This window comes from Pseudomonas sp. GM102, assembly GCF_000282555.1.
Classification (GTDB): domain Bacteria; phylum Pseudomonadota; class Gammaproteobacteria; order Pseudomonadales; family Pseudomonadaceae; genus Aquipseudomonas.
Window position 1 is genome coordinate 19,081 of sequence record NZ_AKJB01000062.1, and the last position, 18,547, is coordinate 37,627.

Annotated in this window: 16 protein-coding genes; 13 read left to right on the top strand and 3 right to left on the bottom strand. The window is 60.3% G+C overall.

The genetic code is table 11. The features are described 5' to 3' along the window. Both gatA and gatC read right to left on the bottom strand, forming a co-directional pair. Entirely contained in the window at positions 1–1,452 is a 1,452-nt protein-coding gene (gene gatA / locus PMI18_RS13650) for an Asp-tRNA(Asn)/Glu-tRNA(Gln) amidotransferase subunit GatA (RefSeq protein WP_007901427.1), read from the bottom strand. Between the two features lie 16 nt (positions 1,453–1,468). Further along, positions 1,469–1,756 (bottom strand): Asp-tRNA(Asn)/Glu-tRNA(Gln) amidotransferase subunit GatC, encoded by a 288-nt coding sequence (gene gatC, locus PMI18_RS13645; protein ID WP_007901429.1) that lies wholly within the window; start codon positions 1,754–1,756, stop codon positions 1,469–1,471. A gap of 210 nt (positions 1,757–1,966) precedes the next feature. On the opposite strand from gatC, the gene mreB reads away from it, so the two are divergent. The 8 genes from mreB (at position 1,967) to tldD (ending at position 13,366) form a co-directional block, all read left to right on the top strand. Further along, entirely contained in the window at positions 1,967–3,004 is a 1,038-nt protein-coding gene (gene mreB, locus PMI18_RS13640; RefSeq protein WP_002555108.1) for a rod shape-determining protein MreB, read from the top strand. A 143-nt stretch (positions 3,005–3,147) separates the two neighbouring features. Then, on the top strand, positions 3,148–4,281 hold the full coding sequence (mreC, locus tag PMI18_RS13635) for a rod shape-determining protein MreC (protein ID WP_081499859.1): 1,134 nt from the start codon (positions 3,148–3,150) through the stop codon (positions 4,279–4,281). Then, positions 4,281–4,772 (top strand): rod shape-determining protein MreD, encoded by a 492-nt coding sequence (gene mreD, locus PMI18_RS13630; protein WP_007901481.1) that lies wholly within the window; start codon positions 4,281–4,283, stop codon positions 4,770–4,772. The genes mreC and mreD overlap by 1 nt, the downstream gene beginning before the upstream one ends. A 90-nt stretch (positions 4,773–4,862) precedes the next feature. Beyond that, a complete protein-coding gene (locus tag PMI18_RS13625; RefSeq protein WP_007901485.1) occupies positions 4,863–5,459 on the top strand; it encodes a Maf family protein in 597 nt (198 codons plus the stop codon). A 57-nt stretch (positions 5,460–5,516) separates the two neighbouring features. Next, positions 5,517–6,974, top strand: coding sequence for a ribonuclease G (gene rng / locus PMI18_RS13620; protein WP_007901490.1), 1,458 nt, complete (start codon positions 5,517–5,519; stop codon positions 6,972–6,974). A 75-nt stretch (positions 6,975–7,049) separates the two neighbouring features. Further along, positions 7,050–10,853 (top strand): YhdP family protein, encoded by a 3,804-nt coding sequence (locus PMI18_RS13615; protein WP_007901499.1) that lies wholly within the window; start codon positions 7,050–7,052, stop codon positions 10,851–10,853. A gap of 203 nt (positions 10,854–11,056) precedes the next feature. Then, a complete protein-coding gene (locus tag PMI18_RS13610) occupies positions 11,057–11,911 on the top strand; it encodes a carbon-nitrogen hydrolase family protein (RefSeq protein WP_007901501.1) in 855 nt (284 codons plus the stop codon). A gap of 12 nt (positions 11,912–11,923) precedes the next feature. Next, positions 11,924–13,366, top strand: a complete 1,443-nt coding sequence (gene tldD / locus PMI18_RS13605) for a metalloprotease TldD (RefSeq protein WP_007901504.1) — start codon at positions 11,924–11,926, stop codon at positions 13,364–13,366. Positions 13,367–13,414: 48 nt separating this feature from the next. Here tldD and yjgA read toward each other — a convergent pair whose 3' ends face one another. Then, positions 13,415–13,939, bottom strand: coding sequence for a ribosome biogenesis factor YjgA (yjgA, locus tag PMI18_RS13600; RefSeq protein ID WP_007901505.1), 525 nt, complete (start codon positions 13,937–13,939; stop codon positions 13,415–13,417). A 108-nt stretch (positions 13,940–14,047) separates the two neighbouring features. Here yjgA and pmbA point away from each other — a divergent pair, with 108 nt between their 5' ends. The 5 genes from pmbA (at position 14,048) to PMI18_RS13575 (ending at position 18,484) form a co-directional block, all read left to right on the top strand. Further along, positions 14,048–15,394 (top strand): metalloprotease PmbA, encoded by a 1,347-nt coding sequence (pmbA, locus tag PMI18_RS13595; protein ID WP_007901506.1) that lies wholly within the window; start codon positions 14,048–14,050, stop codon positions 15,392–15,394. A 247-nt stretch (positions 15,395–15,641) separates the two neighbouring features. Further along, entirely contained in the window at positions 15,642–16,037 is a 396-nt protein-coding gene (locus PMI18_RS13590; protein WP_007901507.1) for a hypothetical protein, read from the top strand. Then, positions 16,030–17,406, top strand: a complete 1,377-nt coding sequence (locus PMI18_RS13585; RefSeq protein ID WP_007901508.1) for a class II fumarate hydratase — start codon at positions 16,030–16,032, stop codon at positions 17,404–17,406. The genes PMI18_RS13590 and PMI18_RS13585 overlap by 8 nt, the downstream gene beginning before the upstream one ends. A gap of 27 nt (positions 17,407–17,433) precedes the next feature. Further along, on the top strand, positions 17,434–17,871 hold the full coding sequence (locus PMI18_RS13580; protein ID WP_007901516.1) for a hypothetical protein: 438 nt from the start codon (positions 17,434–17,436) through the stop codon (positions 17,869–17,871). Between the two features lies 1 nt (position 17,872). Beyond that, on the top strand, positions 17,873–18,484 hold the full coding sequence (locus tag PMI18_RS13575) for a superoxide dismutase (RefSeq protein ID WP_007901518.1): 612 nt from the start codon (positions 17,873–17,875) through the stop codon (positions 18,482–18,484). The last annotated feature ends 63 nt before the right edge of the window (positions 18,485–18,547 follow it).

The window sequence follows — 18,547 nt, forward strand, 5'->3', positions numbered from 1 at the left end:
TCAGAAGCCGGTTGGTGTGCGGGTGTGCCAGTCAGTGTTCTGCTGATACTGATGGGCAACGTTCAACAGGCGGCCTTCCTGGAAATACGGGGCGAGCAACTGCACGCCGACCGGCAGGCCATCGACAAAACCTGCAGGCATGGACAAGCCCGGCAGACCGGCGAGGTTGGCGGTGATGGTGTAGACGTCTTCCAGGTACGCAGCGACCGGGTCGCTGTTCTTGGCGCCGAGCTTCCAGGCCGGGTTCGGCGTGGTTGGGCCGAGGATGATGTCGACCTCATTAAAGGCAGCCATGAAGTCGTTCTTGATCAGACGACGGATTTTCTGCGCCTTCAGGTAGTAGGCGTCGTAGTAACCGGCCGACAGCGCGTAGGCACCGACCATGATCCGGCGCTGCACTTCCGGACCGAAACCTTCGCCACGGGAACGCTTGTACAGGTCTTCCAGGTTTTTCGGGTCTTCGCAGCGATAGCCGAAACGCACGCCGTCGAAACGCGACAGGTTGGAAGACGCTTCCGCCGGGGCGATCACGTAGTACGCAGGGATTGCGTGCTGCATGTTCGGCAGGCTGATTTCCTTGACCACGGCGCCGAGCTTTTTCAGCTCTTCAACGCTGGCCATGACCAGGTCGGCGATGCGTGGGTCCAGACCTGCGCTGAAGTATTCCTTCGGTACGCCGATGCGCAGACCTTGCAGCGAGCCGTTGAGGCCGGCGCTGTAATCAGGCACGGGCTCGTCGATGCTGGTGGAGTCCTGCGGGTCGAAACCGGCCATGCCTTGCAGCAGGATCGCGCAGTCTTCGGCGGTGCGGGCCAATGGACCGCCCTGATCGAGGCTGGATGCGTAAGCGATCATGCCCCAGCGCGAAACGCGACCATACGTCGGTTTCAGGCCGGTGAGGTTGGTCAGCGCGGCGGGCTGACGAATCGAACCGCCGGTGTCGGTGCCCGTCGCCGCTGGTAACAGACGAGCGGCAACCGCAGCCGCCGAACCGCCAGACGAACCGCCCGGGACGTGTTCCAGGTTCCACGGGTTTTTCACCGCGCCGTAGTAGCTAGACTCGTTGGCCGACCCCATGGCGAATTCGTCCATGTTGGTCTTGCCCAGGGTCACGGCCCCGGCAGCGGCCAGTTTGGCGACCACGGTGGCGTCGTACGGTGCTTTGAAGTTGTCGAGCATCTTCGAGCCGCAGCTGGTGCGGATGCCCTGGGTGCAGAACAGGTCTTTGTGGGCGATCGGCGCGCCGAGCAGGGCGCCGCTCTCACCATTGGCCCGACGAGCGTCAGCGGCTTTCGCCTGCTGGAGCGCCAGGTCTTCGGTGAGGCTGATGAAACTGTTGAGCTGCGGGTCGAGCTGGGCGATACGCGCCAGCAGGACTTTGGTCAGCTCTTCGGAAGAAAACTTTTTATCGGCGAGTCCGCGGGCGATCTCGGCCAGAGTCAATTGATGCATTGCAGGCTCTTTCCCTTTAGTCGATGACTTTCGGAACCAGATACAGGCCGTTTTCGACCGCTGGTGCGATGGACTGATAGGCCTCGCGATGATTGGTTTCGGTCACGACGTCTGCACGCAGGCGCTGGCTCGCTTCCAATGGGTGGGCCAGCGGCTCGATACCGTCGGTATTGACCGCTTGCATTTCGTCGACCAGCCCGAGAATGCTGTTCAGGGCCGAAGTGATGTGTGGAAGATCGGCATCATTGAGGCCAAGGCAGGCCAAATGAGCGATTTTTTCCACGTCGGAGCGTTCAAGCGCCATGGGATTCTCCAGTGGAAAACAGAACGGACGGCGTCCGTGTGTTAGATTGTCGGAACACTACCGCATTTCTACGGTCTCAAGGCCGCGATTGTGGGGCTTGGTGCACAGAAAAGCCGCCAATTTAACATATTGGCGCCTTGCCCAAAATCCCTGTCGTTGTTAGAGTTTGCCGCACTTTTTTACCCACGCGTTGCCTAGGGTCCCTTTCCCATGTTCAAGAAACTGCGTGGCATGTTTTCCAGCGATCTCTCCATTGACCTGGGCACTGCCAACACCCTTATTTACGTGCGCGAGCGCGGTATCGTCCTGAATGAGCCCTCCGTTGTGGCTATTCGGACACACGGTAACCAGAAAAGTGTCGTTGCTGTCGGCACCGAGGCCAAGCGCATGCTCGGCCGTACGCCGGGCAACATTGCTGCCATTCGTCCGATGAAGGACGGTGTGATCGCCGACTTCAGCGTCTGCGAAAAAATGTTGCAGTACTTTATCAACAAGGTTCACGAAAACAGCTTTCTGCAGCCTAGCCCTCGTGTGCTGATCTGCGTTCCGTGCAAATCCACCCAGGTTGAGCGTCGTGCCATCCGTGAATCGGCCCTTGGCGCCGGTGCCCGTGAAGTGTTCCTGATTGAAGAGCCAATGGCTGCTGCAATCGGTGCCGGCCTGCCAGTTGAAGAAGCTCGCGGTTCGATGGTTGTCGATATCGGTGGCGGTACCACTGAAATCGCGCTGATCTCCCTGAACGGTGTGGTTTACGCTGAATCCGTACGGGTTGGCGGCGACCGCTTCGACGAAGCGATTATCACCTACGTGCGTCGCAACTACGGCAGCCTGATCGGCGAATCCACCGCCGAGCGCATCAAACAGGAAATCGGTACGGCCTACCCGGGCGGCGAAGTCCGTGAAGTCGACGTTCGTGGCCGTAACCTGGCCGAAGGCGTTCCACGCGCATTCACCCTGAACTCCAATGAAGTGCTGGAAGCTCTGCAAGAGTCCCTGGCCACCATCGTTCAGGCTGTGAAAAGTGCGCTGGAGCAATCGCCTCCGGAGTTGGCGTCGGATATCGCTGAGCGTGGTCTGGTACTGACCGGTGGTGGCGCCTTGCTGCGCGACCTCGACAAGTTGCTGGCCCAGGAAACCGGTCTGCCGGTGATCGTCGCCGAAGACCCGCTGACCTGCGTTGCTCGTGGCGGTGGCCGTGCATTGGAAATGATGGATAAACACACCATGGATCTGCTTTCCAGCGAATAAGTCGCCGGATCGCCTCTATGCTGTTGAGCGCGCAGGCAGCACTTTGCAGTGCTGCCTGTTGGCGTTTATCTTCTGTCAGTCTGCATCCAGGCCGGTTTGATGCCGTATGAATAAAGAGAACATTTGCCTGGGAGGAGCGGCTTATTAAACCGCTTTTCACCAAAGGCCCCTCACTGGGCGTGCGCTTGTTGGTGCTGGCCGTGCTATCGGTCGCGCTGATGGTGGTCGATGCCCGCTTCACACTGCTCAAGCCAGTGCGTAGCCAAATGTCGCTGGTGCTGATGCAGTCTTACTGGATCACCGACCTGCCGCAGCGGCTATGGCAGGGTGTGGCCAGCCAATTTGGCAGCCGGACCGAACTGGTCGCCGAAAACGAAAAACTCAAAACCGAAAACCTGCTGTTGCAGGGCCGCATGCAAAAGCTGGCCGCCCTCACCGAGCAGAACGTTCGGCTGCGCGAGTTGCTCAACTCTTCCGCGCTGGTCAACGAAAAGGTCGAAGTGGCCGAGTTGATCGGCATGGACCCGAACCCCTTTACCCATCGCATCATCATCAATAAAGGTGAGCGCGACGGTGTGGTCCTTGGTCAGCCGGTACTCGATGCCCGCGGCCTGATGGGGCAGGTGGTGGAGTTGATGCCGTATACCTCCCGCGTACTGTTGCTGACTGACACCACTCACAGCATTCCGGTGCAGGTGAACCGAAACGGTCTGCGGGCGATTGCCAGCGGCACCGGTAACCCGGAACGCCTTGAGCTGCGTCACGTGGCCGATACCGCCGACATTAAAGAAGGCGATCTGCTGGTCAGCTCCGGCCTGGGCCAGCGTTTCCCGGCGGGTTACCCGGTGGCGACGGTCAGGGAAGTGATCCACGATTCCGGTCAGCCATTTGCCATCGTCCGTGCGGTGCCGACTGCGGCGTTGAACCGCAGTCGTTATCTGTTGTTGGTGTTCACTGACGGTCGCACAGCCGAGGAGCGTGCCAACGAAGCCGCCCAGGCTCAGGAAGCTCTGGACCAGCACGGCGGTGGGCCGATCATTCCAGCGACCGTGCCGAAACCGGCCGTATCGGTGATACCGGCGGCTGTCGCTGCTCCGGCGGCTGTACCTGCTGCACCTGCTGCCGCGACCCCGGTAAAACCTGCCGCTGCCCATGCTGTCAGCAAGCCACCCGCGTCGTCACCCGCCGCCAAACCACCGGTGGCCCAACCTGCTGCCGTGAAGCCTGCTGCCAAACCGCCTGTCTCCGCGCCGGCCACCACTGGGGGAAGAGAATAATGGGCGGTACTACTTCATCCCGAAATGGCTGGATGGTCTGGTTGACCTTCGCCATCGGCATGCTGCTCAGCGTCTCGCCGCTGCCGCAATTCATGGAAATCCTGCGTCCTCTTTGGCTGGCCTTGCTGTTGGCCTTTTGGGCGTTGGCCCTGCCGCAGAAAGTCGGCATGGTGACCGCCTGGTGCCTGGGGCTGGCCGAAGACGTGCTGTATGGCACGTTGCTGGGTCAGAACGCGTTGATCCTCACACTCATTACGTTCCTGGTGCTGTCATTGCAACAGCGCCTGCGCATGTTCCCGATGTGGCAACAGAGCCTGGTGATCCTGGTGATCTTCGGCCTCGCCCAACTGGTTCAGTTGTGGCTGAGCGCCCTGACCGGCAATCGCCAGCCGACCCTGGCGCTGGTGTTGCCGGCACTGGTCAGCGCGTTGCTCTGGCCCTGGATCAGCTACGGTTTGCGCGGTTTGCGTCGACGCTACAAAATCAATTAATTCGGTCAGGCATGTGCTCGCACCGGTGCCCTGTCTCGACAAAAAGGAACAGTATTTGTGAGACAGGGCACTAGACAGGGAGATGTCTCGATGAAACAGCTGTACCTCGCCTCAGGCTCGCCACGTCGGCGTGAACTGCTCACGCAGATCGGCGTGTCGTTCTCCGTCATCAGCGCGGACATCGATGAAACCCCTTTATCTGAAGAGTCCCCATCGGCCTATGTCGAGCGTCTGGCGCGCGGCAAGGCCGAGGCCGGGCACGAGACGATCGTGTCCGATGCGGATTTCTGCGTACTGGGTGCCGACACCGCCGTGGTGCTGGACGGGAAAATTCTCGGCAAGCCGGTGGACGAAGCCGACGCATGCGCCATGCTTATGCTGCTGTCCGGGTGTGAACATGAAGTGCTGACCGCGATTGCGGTGCGCGATGGCTCGCGCTGCGAGTCTATGGTGGTGCGTAGCCTGGTGCGTTTTCGCAACATCGACCGCGACGAAGCGGCGGCCTACTGGGCCAGCGGCGAACCCCGGGACAAGGCCGGCGGCTATGGGATTCAAGGGTTGGGCGCGGTGTTCGTCGCCGGGCTCAATGGCAGCTACTCGGCGGTGGTCGGATTGCCGCTGTGCGAAACCGCAGAATTACTCGGCCATTTCGGCATACCCTGTTGGCAAACCCTTAACGCGCGCTGAGCGTCGTACTGACAAGATGCGGCCATTATCGTGAACATGCCTGAACGAGACCCTGCCATGAGTGAAGAGATCCTGATCAACATCACGCCGATGGAATCGCGTGTGGCGGTGGTCGAAAACGGTGTCCTGCAAGAGGTCCATGTCGAGCGCACGCAAAAGCGCGGGATCGTCGGCAACATCTATAAAGGCAAGGTCGTGCGGGTATTGCCGGGCATGCAGGCAGCCTTCGTCGATATCGGACTGGACCGCGCCGCGTTCATTCATGCCTCGGAAATTTCCCTGCGCGAAGGCCCTGCGGTGGAGAGCATCAGCGCGCTTGTTCATGAAGGTCAGAGCCTGGTGGTACAAGTCACCAAGGACCCGATCGGCTCCAAAGGCGCACGCCTGACGACACAACTGTCGATTCCGTCGCGCTATCTGGTGTACATGCCGCGCACCGCCCACGTCGGCATTTCCCTGAAGATCGAGGACGAAGCCGAGCGCGAACGCCTCAAGCAAGTGGTCACCGACTGCGTGGCCAAAGAAGGCATCAAGGAAGCCGGCGGTTTTATTCTGCGTACCGCTGCCGAAGGGGCCGGGGCCGATGAAATCCTCATGGACATCCGCTACCTGCGCAGGCTCTGGGACCAGATCAACGAACAGATCAAGACCATCAACGCGCCGAGCGTGATTTACGAAGATCTCGGCCTGGCGTTGCGGACCTTGCGTGACCTGGTGAGCCCGAAGATCGAAAAGATCCGCATCGACTCCCGGGAGACCTTCCAGAAAACCACGCAGTTCGTCGCTGAACTGATGCCGGAAATCGCCGACCGTCTGGAGCATTACCCCGGCGAACGGCCGATCTTCGACCTGTACGGTGTCGAAGACGAAATCCAGAAAGCCCTGGAACGCAAAGTGCCGCTCAAGTCCGGCGGCTATCTGGTGGTTGATCCGGCGGAAGCCATGAGCACCATCGACGTCAATACCGGGGCTTTTGTCGGTCATCGCAACCTCGAAGAAACCATCTTCAAGACCAACCTCGAAGCCGCCACCGCCATTGCCCGTCAGTTGCGCCTGCGTAACCTGGGCGGGATCATCATCATCGACTTCATCGACATGGAAGATGAAGAACATCAGCGTCAGGTGTTGCGCACGCTCGAGAAGCAACTGGAACGCGATCACGCCAAGACCAACATCATCGGCATTACCGAGTTGGGCCTGGTGCAGATGACCCGCAAGCGCACCCGCGAAAGTCTTGAGCAAGTGCTGTGCGAACCGTGCAGCAGCTGCCAGGGTCGCGGCAAACTCAAGACTCCGGAAACCGTGTGCTACGAGATCTTCCGCGAAATCCTGCGTGAGGCTCGGGCCTATCAGGCTGAAGGCTATCGGGTGCTGGCGAATCAGAAAGTGGTCGACCGCTTGCTCGATGAAGAGTCAGGCAACGTCGCCGAGCTCGAAGGCTTTATCGGACGCACCATTCGGTTCCAGGTGGAAACCATGTATTCCCAGGAACAATACGACGTGGTGTTGCTCTGAATCGTTGTGTTTCATCTTCACTAGAACGGCTGGCCTCAGCTTTTTGCAGTATTTTTGCCATGGGAGCCAACTGACATGGACCGTCTGACACGCATTTTGGCCGCACTGACCCGCTGGGGCCTGGGCCTGTGCGCGTTGGTTTTGGTGCTGATGGCGCTGTTCGTCAGCCTCGGCCGAGAGCTGACGCCGCTGGTGGCCGAGTACCGTGCCGACGTCGAAGACAAAGCCAGCGATGCCTTGGGCATGCCCCTGCAGATCGGCAAGCTGGAAGGCAACTGGAGCGGTTTCGCCCCGGTTCTTTTGGCCCATGACGTGATGGTTGGCGCGGGTTCCAATGCCTTGCGCCTGGATCAGGTGCGCGCGGTGCCGGATCTCTGGGCCAGCCTGCTGGCGCGCGAAGTGCGCATCGCACATCTGGAACTCAACGGCCTGAAGATCAGCCTCAAGGAAGGTGAGGACGGTCATTGGGCGCTGGAAGGTTTGCCGGTGCAGCAGGACCAGCCGCTGGACCCGGAACAACTGCTCAATCGCATGCAGATGGTCCAACAACTGTCGGTGCTCGACAGCCAGATCACCTTGCAGCCGTTGGGGGAGTCGCCGCTGACCCTGACCTACGTTGGCCTGAATCTGAAAACCGGTCCATCCCGCCAGCGGCTCGATGCCCGTCTGACCCTGCCCGACGGCCAGCCGGTGGCGGTGAGCCTGCGCACCCGTTTGCGTGCAACCCAATGGAAGGACGGCGAAGCGGACGCTTACCTGAGCCTGCCGCAAAGCGATTGGTCGAAATGGTTGCCCGAGCGCCTGACCCAGCAATGGAATTTTTCCGAGATCAAGGCTGGTGGCGAGTTCTGGATTAACTGGAGCAAGGGCACCGTGCAACGCGCCGCGATTCGTTTGAACGCGCCGCAACTCAAGGGCGCCTATGCCGAACGCAAGCCGATCCAGATCAATAATCTGGCGCTGAACGGGTATTTCCAGCGCAGTTCCACAGGCGTTCTGGTGACCCTGGATTCCCTGGCCATGAACCTGGGTGACACCCGCTGGGAATCGAAACTGCAATTTCAACAAACTGCCGCGACAGACAAGGCGCCAGAGCTCTTGCATCTGCAAGCCAACCGTCTCGATCTCACACCGCTCACTCCGCTGCTGAACGCATTGGGACCACTGCCCGAAGGGATAGCCACGGCGGTCGAGCGGCTCAAGGTCACCGGAGTCTTGCGCAATGTGCTGATCGACTTTCGCCCAGCCGCTACCGATGACACTAAATTCAGCTTTGCCGCCAACCTGGAAAAAGTCGGCTTCGACGCTTATCGCGGTGCACCAGCGGTGCGAAATGTCAGCGGCAGCATCAGCGGCGACCTCGGGCAGGGCGAGCTGCGCATGGACAGCAAGGATTTCTCCCTGCATCTGGACCCGATTTTCGCCAAGCCATGGCAATACATTCAGGCCAACGCCCGGTTGACCTGGAAACTCGACAAAGAAGCTTTCACCCTGATCGCACCGTACCTGAAGGTGCTGGGCGAAGAGGGCAAGATTGCCGGCGACTTCCTGATCCGCCTGCATTTCGATCACACTCAGGAAGATTACATGGACCTGCGGGTCGGCCTGGTCGACGGCGACGGTCGCTACACCGCCAAGTACCTGCCGACGGTTCTCAGCCCGGGGTTGGACGAATGGCTGCGCACCGCGATTCTCAAAGGCGCGGTGGATGAAGGCTTCTTCCAGTATCAAGGTTCGCTGAACCACGGCGCCGCCGAAACCGCTCGCAGCATCAGCCTGTTTTTCAAGGTCCACGATGCCGAGTTGGCATTCCAGCCTGGCTGGCCGCATGTCAGCAAGGTCAGCGGCGATGTGTTCATCGAAGACAACGGCGTGCGGATACTCGCGAGCGAGGGCCAATTGCTCGACACTCAGGTCCGTGACGTCTACGTCAATATTCCCCGTGTGCCTGCCGGGCAGAGCACTCATTTGTTCCTCGATGGCGCGTTCGCTGGGGGGTTGGGCGATGGCCTGAAGATTTTGCAGCAAGCGCCAATCGGCACCGCCGAGACGTTCGCTGGCTGGGAAGGCGAGGGCGATCTGCAAGGCAAGCTCAAACTCGATATCCCGCTGGTCAAAGGCGAGCAGCCGAAAATCCTCGTCGACTTCAAGACAGCCAAGGCCCGTTTGAAGCTCAGTGAGCCCACCCTGGAACTGACACAACTCAAGGGTGATTTTCGTTTCGACAGCACCAAGGGGCTGAGCGGGCAAAAGATTACGGCGCGCGCCTTCGACAAGCCGGTGACCGCACAGATATTCGCTGAAGGCAGCCCGGGTAAGCTCAACACTCGGGTCGCGGCGACGAGTGAGGTCGAGGTCAAAAAACTGACTGAATGGCTGAATGTCACTCAGCCATTGCCGGTAACGGGGACGATCCCTTATCAGCTGCAACTGAACCTTGATGGCGCCGACAGTCAATTGATGGTCAGCTCCAATCTCAAAGGCGTGGCGGTGGATTTGCCAGCACCGTTCGGCATGGCGGCCGATGTCGGGCGCGACACCGTGTTCCGCATGACCCTGCAAGGGCCGGAGCGGCGTTACTGGGCCACCTATGGTGAACTGGCGAATTTCACGTTTGCGGCACCGGCCGGCAATTTCACCGACGGTCGCGGCGAGTTGTTTCTCGGTGGCGGCAGTGCCGTGTTGCCCGGCGCCAAAGGCTTGCGCGTGCGTGGGGTACTGTCCGAGCTGGATGTCGCCCCTTGGCAGGATCTGCTGACCAAATACGCTGGCCAGGATCCTGGCGGCAGTGCCAAACAGTTGCTCAGTGGCGCGGATTTGAAGGTTGGAAAACTCACTGGTTTCGGCACCACCCTCGATCAGGCGTCGGTGCAGTTGACGCGTAAACCGACCGCGTGGGCCTTGCAACTCGACAGTCAGCAGGCCAAGGGCAGCGTGGGAATTGCCGATGCGAAAGCCGCACCGATTGCGGTCAATCTGCAATATGTACGTTTGCCGGCACGAGACCCTACCGCGCTGGCTGACGAGAATTCGCCGGACCCGCTGGCCACCGTGGACCCGACGAAGATCCCGGCGCTGGATGTCACCATCAATCAGCTGTTTCAGGGGCAGGATCTGGTGGGCGCCTGGCATTTGAAAGTCCGGCCGACCGCCAAGGGCGTCGCCTTCAATGCCCTTGATCTGGGCCTCAAGGGCATTCTCTTGCGCGGCAGCGGTGGCTGGGAAGGCGTGCCGGGTAACTCCAGCAGTTGGTACAAGGGCCGAGTCAGTGGCAAGAACCTTGCCGACGTGCTCAAGGGTTGGGGTTTTGCACCGAGCGTCACCAGCGAAGAGTTTCACATGGACGTCGACGGTCGCTGGCCTGGCTCACCGGCGTGGCTGGCGACCAAACGCTTCTCCGGCAGCCTTGATGCGTCGCTGAATAAAGGTCAGTTCATTGAAGTCGAGGGCGGGGCTCAGGCGCTGCGGGTATTTGGCCTGCTCAACTTCAACTCCATTGGCCGCCGCTTGCGCCTGGACTTTTCCGACCTGTTCGGCAAAGGCTTGAGCTATGACCGGGTCAAAGGCTTGCTGGTTGCCAGTAACGGCGTCTACGTGACCCGTGAACCCATTCTGCTGACCGGGCCGTCGAGCAATGTGGAGCTCAATGGCACGCTGGACCTGGTGGGTGATCAGATCGATGCCAAGTTGTTGGTGACTTTACCGGTGACCAACAATCTGCCGATTGCCGCGCTGATCGTCGGTGCACCGGCCGTCGGCGGGGCGCTGTTCCTGATCGACAAGCTGATCGGTGACCGCGTGGCGCGCTATGCCAGCGTCAAATACACCGTCAAAGGCCCATGGAAAGAACCGAAAATCACCTTCGACAAGCCTTTTTGAATTCTTTTGAAAAAGAACTCTTTGAGCCTATGGAGTAGCATGTCCGTACGTTCGAATGCACCGACGCTAATCCCTGTAGGAGCGAGGCTTGCCCGCGAACCGACGCACCGCTGTGCGTCAGGAAAGACGCCTTCGCGGGCAAGTCGGACCGCCGCACCGCTCGCTCCTACAGGTCATGTGTTGTTTTGAGTAAGGAAATGGCCATGTCTGTAGCGGTGATTCAAATGGTCAGCCAGAGCGACGTGCTGGCCAATCTGGTCCAGGCTCGTCGTCTGCTCGAGCAGGCGGCGACCAGTGGCGCGCGGCTAGCCGTGCTGCCGGAAAACTTCGCTGCCATGGGCCGTCGCGACATTGCCGACATCGGCCGCGCCGAAGCCTTGGGCGAAGGCCCGATCCTGCCGTGGTTGAAACAGACCGCCCGCGACCTCAAGTTATGGATAGTGGCCGGCACATTGCCGTTGCCGCCGGTGGACCAACCGACGGCCAAAGTGCATGCATGCTCGTTGCTGGTGGATGATCAGGGCGAGACTGTGGCGCGGTACGACAAGCTGCACCTGTTCGACGTGGACGTGGCGGACAATCGCGGGCGTTATCGCGAATCCGATGACTATGCTTATGGCAGTGGTGTGGTGGTTGCCGACACACCGGTGGGCCGGGTCGGGCTGACGGTTTGTTACGACCTGCGTTTCCCGGAGCTGTACAGCGAATTGCGTGCGGCCGGCGCGGAGTTGATTACTGCACCGTCGGCCTTTACCGCGGTGACCGGCGCGGCCCATTGGGACGTGCTGATTCGCGCGCGGGCTATCGAGACTCAGTGTTATGTGCTCGCGGCCGCCCAGGGTGGGACGCATCCGGGGCCACGAGAAACCTTTGGTCACGCCGCCATTGTCGACCCATGGGGACGTGTGCTGGCGCAACAGGATCAAGGCGAGGCCGTGCTGCTGGCCCAACGCGACAGCAGCGAACAGGCGTCCATCAGGGCGCGGATGCCGGTGTCCACTCACCGGCGCTTTTTCTCGCAGGGCGCCCAGCGACCTGCATCAGAACGACGAATTTAAGGCGTAAAGCATATGAGCGAGTTGTTGTCCTCCGTCAGTGAACACCTCCTGGCGCCCGGCGGCGTAACGATCGAGAGCCTGCAAGGTGTGCTCGGCGATCTGGCCGGCCCGGGCATCGATGCCGCCGACCTGTATTTCCAGGGGCAGATTTCCGAGTCTTGGGCACTGGAAGACGGGATCGTCAAGGAAGGCAGCTTTAACCTCGACCAGGGTGTCGGCGTGCGGGCACAATCGGGTGAAAAAACCGGTTTCGCCTACAGCAATGCGATCACCCTCGAAGCATTGGGCGCGGCTGCCCGTGCGGCCCGTTCGATCTCCCGGGCCGGGCAGAACGGCACTGTGCAGGCATTCACCACCCAGGATGTCGCCCAATTGTACGGGCCGGACAACCCGCTGGAAGTGATGACCCGTGCCGAGAAAGTAGAGTTGCTCAAGCGTATCGATGTGGCAACCCGTGCCCTCGACCCGCGTATCCAGCAAGTCACCGTGAGCATGGCCGGGGTCTGGGAACGGATTTTGATTGCTTCCACCGACGGTGGGCTGGCGGCGGATGTGCGGCCGCTCGTGCGTTTCAACGTCAGCGTGATCGTCGAGCAGAATGGCCGTCGTGAGCGTGGCGGTCATGGCGGTGGCGGTCGTACCGATTACCGCTATTTCCTCAGCGACGACCGCGCCATGGGCTATGCCCGCGAAGCGTTGCGTCAGGCGCTGGTGAATCTGGAAGCGATCCCGGCCCCGGCTGGTACGTTGCCGGTGGTGTTGGGTTCCGGCTGGTCCGGCGTGTTGCTGCACGAAGCTGTCGGTCATGGCCTGGAAGGCGACTTCAACCGCAAGGGCAGTTCGGCCTACAGCGGGCGCATGGGCGAGATGGTTGCATCGAAGCTCTGCACCATCGTCGATGACGGCACCCTCGCCGGGCGCCGTGGTTCGCTGAGCGTCGACGACGAAGGCACCCCGACCGAGTGCACCACGCTGATCGAAAACGGTGTGCTCAAAGGTTATATGCAGGACAAGCTTAATGCGCGCCTGATGGGCGTGGCCCGCACCGGTAACGGTCGTCGCGAATCCTACGCGCACCTGCCAATGCCGCGCATGACCAACACCTACATGCTGGCGGGCGAAAGCGATCCGGCGGAAATCATCGCCTCGGTGAAGCGCGGCATCTACTGCGCCAACCTCGGCGGCGGTCAGGTGGACATCACCAGCGGTAAGTTTGTGTTCTCCACCAGCGAGGCGTACCTGATCGAAGACGGCAAGATTACTGCCCCGGTCAAAGGTGCGACGTTGATCGGCAACGGGCCGGAAGCCATGAGCAAGGTGTCGATGGTCGGTAACGATCTGGCGCTGGACAGCGGTGTGGGGACGTGTGGCAAGGATGGGCAGTCGGTGCCGGTGGGTGTCGGCCAGCCAACGCTGAAAATCGATGCGATCACTGTGGGTGGCACAGGATCATAAGGGATGGAGCTTCGGGTGAGTTGCGAGGCAACCCACCCGATTCGAGCTTTAACGCAAACCGCGTTGAGTCTCGTCCAGCTCACGGATGTACTTGAAGATTTTACGGCTCGAGGCCGGTGGCTTATTGGTCGCCAGTTCGTGCTGGGCCTGACGGATCAGGGAGCGCAATTGCTGACGATCAGCTTCCGGGTAGTCGAGCACGAACTTCTCCAGGACTGCATCGTCGCCCGCGATCAAGCGATCGCGCCAGCGTTCCAGGCCATGGAAACGTTCGTTGTACTGCCGAGTGGAGGCATCCAGTTGATCGAGCAGAGTCAGAATGGCGTCAGTGTCCTGATCGCGCATCAGTTTGCCGATGAACATAAGGTGCCGTTTACGCGCGATATTCGCGGTGTGCTTGGGCGCATCGGCCAGGGCCCGGCGCATAGCGTCGGTCAACGGCAGTTTTGCCAGCAAGTCAGGCTTGAGTGTTGTAAGGCGCTCGCCAAGGTCAACCAGAGCATGCAGCTCGCGTTTAACCTGGGATTTGCTTTTTTCTCCCGTATCGAGGGAGTCGTCGTAAGAATCAACCATGGTGGCCGTCCGCAAAGAAACGCCGCCATGATAACCAGTCGGGGGCCGCTTGTCCGGCCCGGTCGCTCGAAGGCCCCAGCCGAAAGCAGAATTTGAGTGGAGAACAGCATGAGTGCAGTTGAAAGCGTCGGCCCACAAGCGTTGCCGGCACTGCAAGAACAAGTCGAGCAGATCATCGCTGAAGCCAAGCGCCAGGGCGCCAGTGCCTGTGAAGTGGCCGTGTCGCTGGAGCAGGGCTTGTCGACCACGGTGCGTCAGCGGGAAGTCGAAACCGTTGAGTTCAATCGCGATCAGGGCTTTGGCATCACCTTGTATGTGGGGCAGCGCAAAGGCTCGGCCAGCACCTCGGCCAGCGGTTCGGAAGCGATTCGAGAAACCGTCGCCGCCGCGCTGGCCATTGCCAAGCACACCTCCGAAGACGAAGCCTCGGGCCTGGCGGATGCCGCGTTGATGGCCAAGGATCTGCAGGATTTCGACCTGTTCCACCAATGGAATATCAACCCGGAGCAAGCGATCGAGCAGGCCCTGGCCTGTGAAGCAGCGGCGTTTGCCGCCGACAGTCGGATCAAGAATGCCGACGGCACCACCCTCAGCACTCACCAGGGCTGCCGGGTTTACGGCAACAGCCACGGTTTTATCGGTGGTTACGCGTCGACTCGTCACAGCCTCAGCTGCGTGATGATCGCCGAAGCCGATGGCCAGATGCAGCGCGATTACTGGTACGACGTGAACCGTCAGGGCAATTTGCTGGCCTCTCCGGAGAGCATCGGTCAGCGTGCCGCGCAACGGGCGGCGAGCCGTCTGGGCGCGCGTCCGGTGCCGACCTGCGAAGTGCCGGTGCTGTTTTCCGCGGAACTGGCCGGTGGCTTGTTCGGCAGTTTCCTGTCGGCGATTTCCGGTGGCAGTCTGTACCGCAAATCCTCGTTCCTCGAAGGCACCCTGGGGCAGAAGCTTTTCCCGGAATGGCTGACCATCGATGAGCGTCCGCACCTGATGCGCGCCCTGGGCAGTTCGGCCTTCGACGGCGATGGCCTGGCGACCTACGCCAAGCCGTTCGTGGAGAAGGGCGAGTTGGTGTCCTACATACTCGGCACCTACTCCGGCCGTAAGCTCGGCATGCCGAGCACCGCCAACGCCGGCGGCGTGCACAACCTGTTCGTCACCCACGGCGACGAAGATCAGGCAGCCTTGCTGCGCCGCATGGGCCGTGGTCTGCTGGTCACCGAACTGATGGGGCAGGGCCTGAACATGGTCACTGGCGATTACTCCCGTGGCGCGGCGGGTTACTGGGTCGAGAACGGCGAAATCCAGTTCGCGGTCCAGGAAGTGACCATCGCCGGCAACATGCGCGACATGTTCAAGCAGATCATTGCGGTCGGTAATGACCTGGAATTGCGCAGCAACATTCGCACCGGGTCGGTGTTGATCGAACGGATGACGGTGGCGGGTAGCTAAGCCTCCGATCGCGGCACAAAAAGGCGCGCCACCCCATTGGGTGGCGCGCCTTTTTTATTGGTCGCAACACAGATTCTGTGGGAGCGGGCTTGCCCGCGATAGCGTCATTTCAGTCGACATCGATGTTGAATCTTCTATCGTCATCGCGGGCAAGCCCGCTCCCACAAGGATCTCTGTGTTTCGCCGTGCTTGTTTTGGTTCTCATTATCATATAATAATAAATCGCATTACCGAATGAGCCCGGATCATGAGTTCTGCCTTGCACGAGCAGCCTTACCTCGAAAGCTGGCGCTGGATGAGTCGCCAAATCCGTTGCGCCATGGACCCTGACGAGCCGCGCCTGATTGAACATTACCTGGCCGAAGGCCGGTATCTGGCGTGTTGCACGGCCACCTCACCCTGGACCATCGCTGAAACCTCTTTCCGTTTGCTGCTCGATACCGCCGTCGATGTCGCGCTGCCCTGGCACTGGCGCAGCTTGTGTCTCGACCAGGCCTGGCGGCCACTACGCGATCTCGAACGGCAATCACTCTGCAAATGCCGCCTCAAACGTTGGCAAAGCTACGCGTGGCAATTGGCGACCTGCGAGTTGCTGCCCTCGATTCCTCTCATAGAACTGGTGCAAGGATCTCCTGATGAATAACACACGTATCGAACGCGACAGCATGGGCGAGTTAAATGTCCCGATTGATGCTTTGTACGGCGCGCAAACCCAGCGCGCAGTGGATAACTTTCCGATCAGCGGCAAACCGATGCCCGTGCAGTTCATCCGGGCGCTGATTCTGGCCAAGGCCGCAGCCGCCCGAGCCAACGTCGAGCTCAAGCAGATCAGCGAATCCCAGGGCAAGGCGATCGTCGACGCCGCTCAAGGCCTGCTTGAAGGCGACTTCATGCAGCACTTCCCGGTGGATATCTTCCAGACCGGATCCGGCACCAGTTCCAACATGAACGCCAACGAAGTGATCGCCACCTTGGCTAGCCGCTTGTTGGGCGAACCGGTCAATCCCAACGATCACGTCAATTGCGGCCAAAGCAGCAACGACATCATCCCGACCACCATCCATGTCAGCGCCGCATTGAGCTTGCATGAGCAATTGCTGCCGGCGCTGGTGCATCTGGTGCAGGTGATTGAGCACAAGGCCGAGCAGGTTCATCCGTTCGTCAAAACCGGGCGTACCCATTTGATGGACGCCATGCCCGTGCGCATGAGTCAGGTGCTCAATGGTTGGGCGCAACAGCTCAACGCCAATATCGGTCACCTGCAGGATTTGCTGCCAAGCCTGCAATCCCTGGCCCAGGGCGGCACGGCGGTAGGTACCGGGATCAATGCCCATCCAGAGTTTGCGGCGCGTTTCAGCCAGCAACTCAGCCAACTGACCCAGGTGCAGTTCACGCCGGGTAAGGACCTGTTTGCGCTGATCGGCTCGCAGGACACGGCGGTCAGCGTTTCAGGGCAGCTCAAGGCCACAGCGGTTTCCTTGATGAAAATCGCCAACGACCTGCGCTGGATGAATTCCGGCCCATTGGCCGGGCTCGGTGAAATCGAACTCGAAGCCTTGCAGCCCGGCTCGTCGATCATGCCCGGCAAGGTTAATCCGGTGATCCCGGAAGCCACCGCGATGGTCGCCGCTCAGGTAATTGGCAACGACACGGTGATCACCGTCGCCGGTCAGTCGGGCAATTTCGAGCTGAACGTCATGCTGCCGATCATCGCCCAGAACCTGCTGAGCAGTATCGAGTTGCTGGCCAACGCCAGCCGACTGCTGGGCGACAAGGCTATTGCCAGCTTCAAGGTCAACGAGGCCCGACTCAAGGAAGCGCTGTCGCGCAATCCGATTTTGGTCACTGCACTCAACCCGATCATTGGTTACCAAAAAGCCGCTGAGATTGCCAAAAAGGCTTATCAGCAGGGCCGGCCGGTGATCGATGTCGCCCTGGAACACACCGACTTGACGCGCAGCCAACTGGAAGAATTGCTCAACCCAGAGAAGCTCACCGCAGGCGGCGTGTAATCACTGTTACCGCTTTGGAGGCTCACCATGGAGCACTGGAAACGCACGATCGAAAGAGCAAATCGCTGTTTCATGCTGGGCGAGCTGGTCGATGCCCGCGAGGCTTACTTGCAGGCATTGGCCCTGGCTCAGGTGTTGTTCGAGCGCTGGGCCGATGCCGACGAAGCGGTGGCGGCTTGCGTGATTTCCCACCATAACCTGGCGGACCTGCACTTGCGTCTGAACCAGCCGGAGGAGAGCGCCGAGTATTTGTGCGCGATCCATCAACGACTGTTGCAGACCATGCAGGACCCGCGACTGGCGCCGGCTTTGCGTGAAGCCGCGCTGCGCCAGAGCAGCAAAACCTATGTCGAACTGCTGAATTTCATCAGCGATCACGGCGAGTATCCGCGCACCCAGCGTTTGCTACATCGCGAGACGCCGCCCGTGCATCAGCCTGCGCCCTTACAACATGGAGTTCATTGAAATGGCTTTTACCTTGCCTGCCTTGCCGTACGCCTATGACGCCCTGGAACCGCACATCGATGCGCAGACTATGGAAATCCACTACACCAAACACCACCAGACCTACATCAACAACCTCAACGCCGCGGTCGAAGGCACTGAATTTGCCGAATGGCCCGTGGAAAAACTGGTGGCGGCGGTCCAGCAATTGCCGGAAAAGCTCCGTGCGGCGGTGATCAATCAGGGGGGCGGGCATGCCAACCATTCGTTGTTCTGGGAAGTCATGGCACCCAGCGGCGGTGGTCAGCCTGACGGTGCGTTGGCCAAGGCGATCGACGAACAACTGGGCGGTCTCGACAGCTTCAAGGAAGCCTTCACCAAAGCTGCGCTGACTCGTTTCGGCAGCGGTTGGGCCTGGTTGAGCGTGACTCCGCAAAAGACCTTGATCGTTGAAAGCAGCGGCAACCAGGACAGCCCATTGATGAACGGCAATACGCCGATTCTCGGTCTGGACGTCTGGGAGCACGCGTACTACCTGCGCTATCAGAACCGCCGTCCGGAATACATCAACGCGTTCTACAACGTGATCAATTGGCCCGAAGTCGCCGCGCGTTATCAGGCTGCGCTGGTTTAGGGGGCGTTCTCAACTAGTTTCCCCTGCGCGGAGGGGGAACTAGTTGAGAACGCCCCCTAAGTC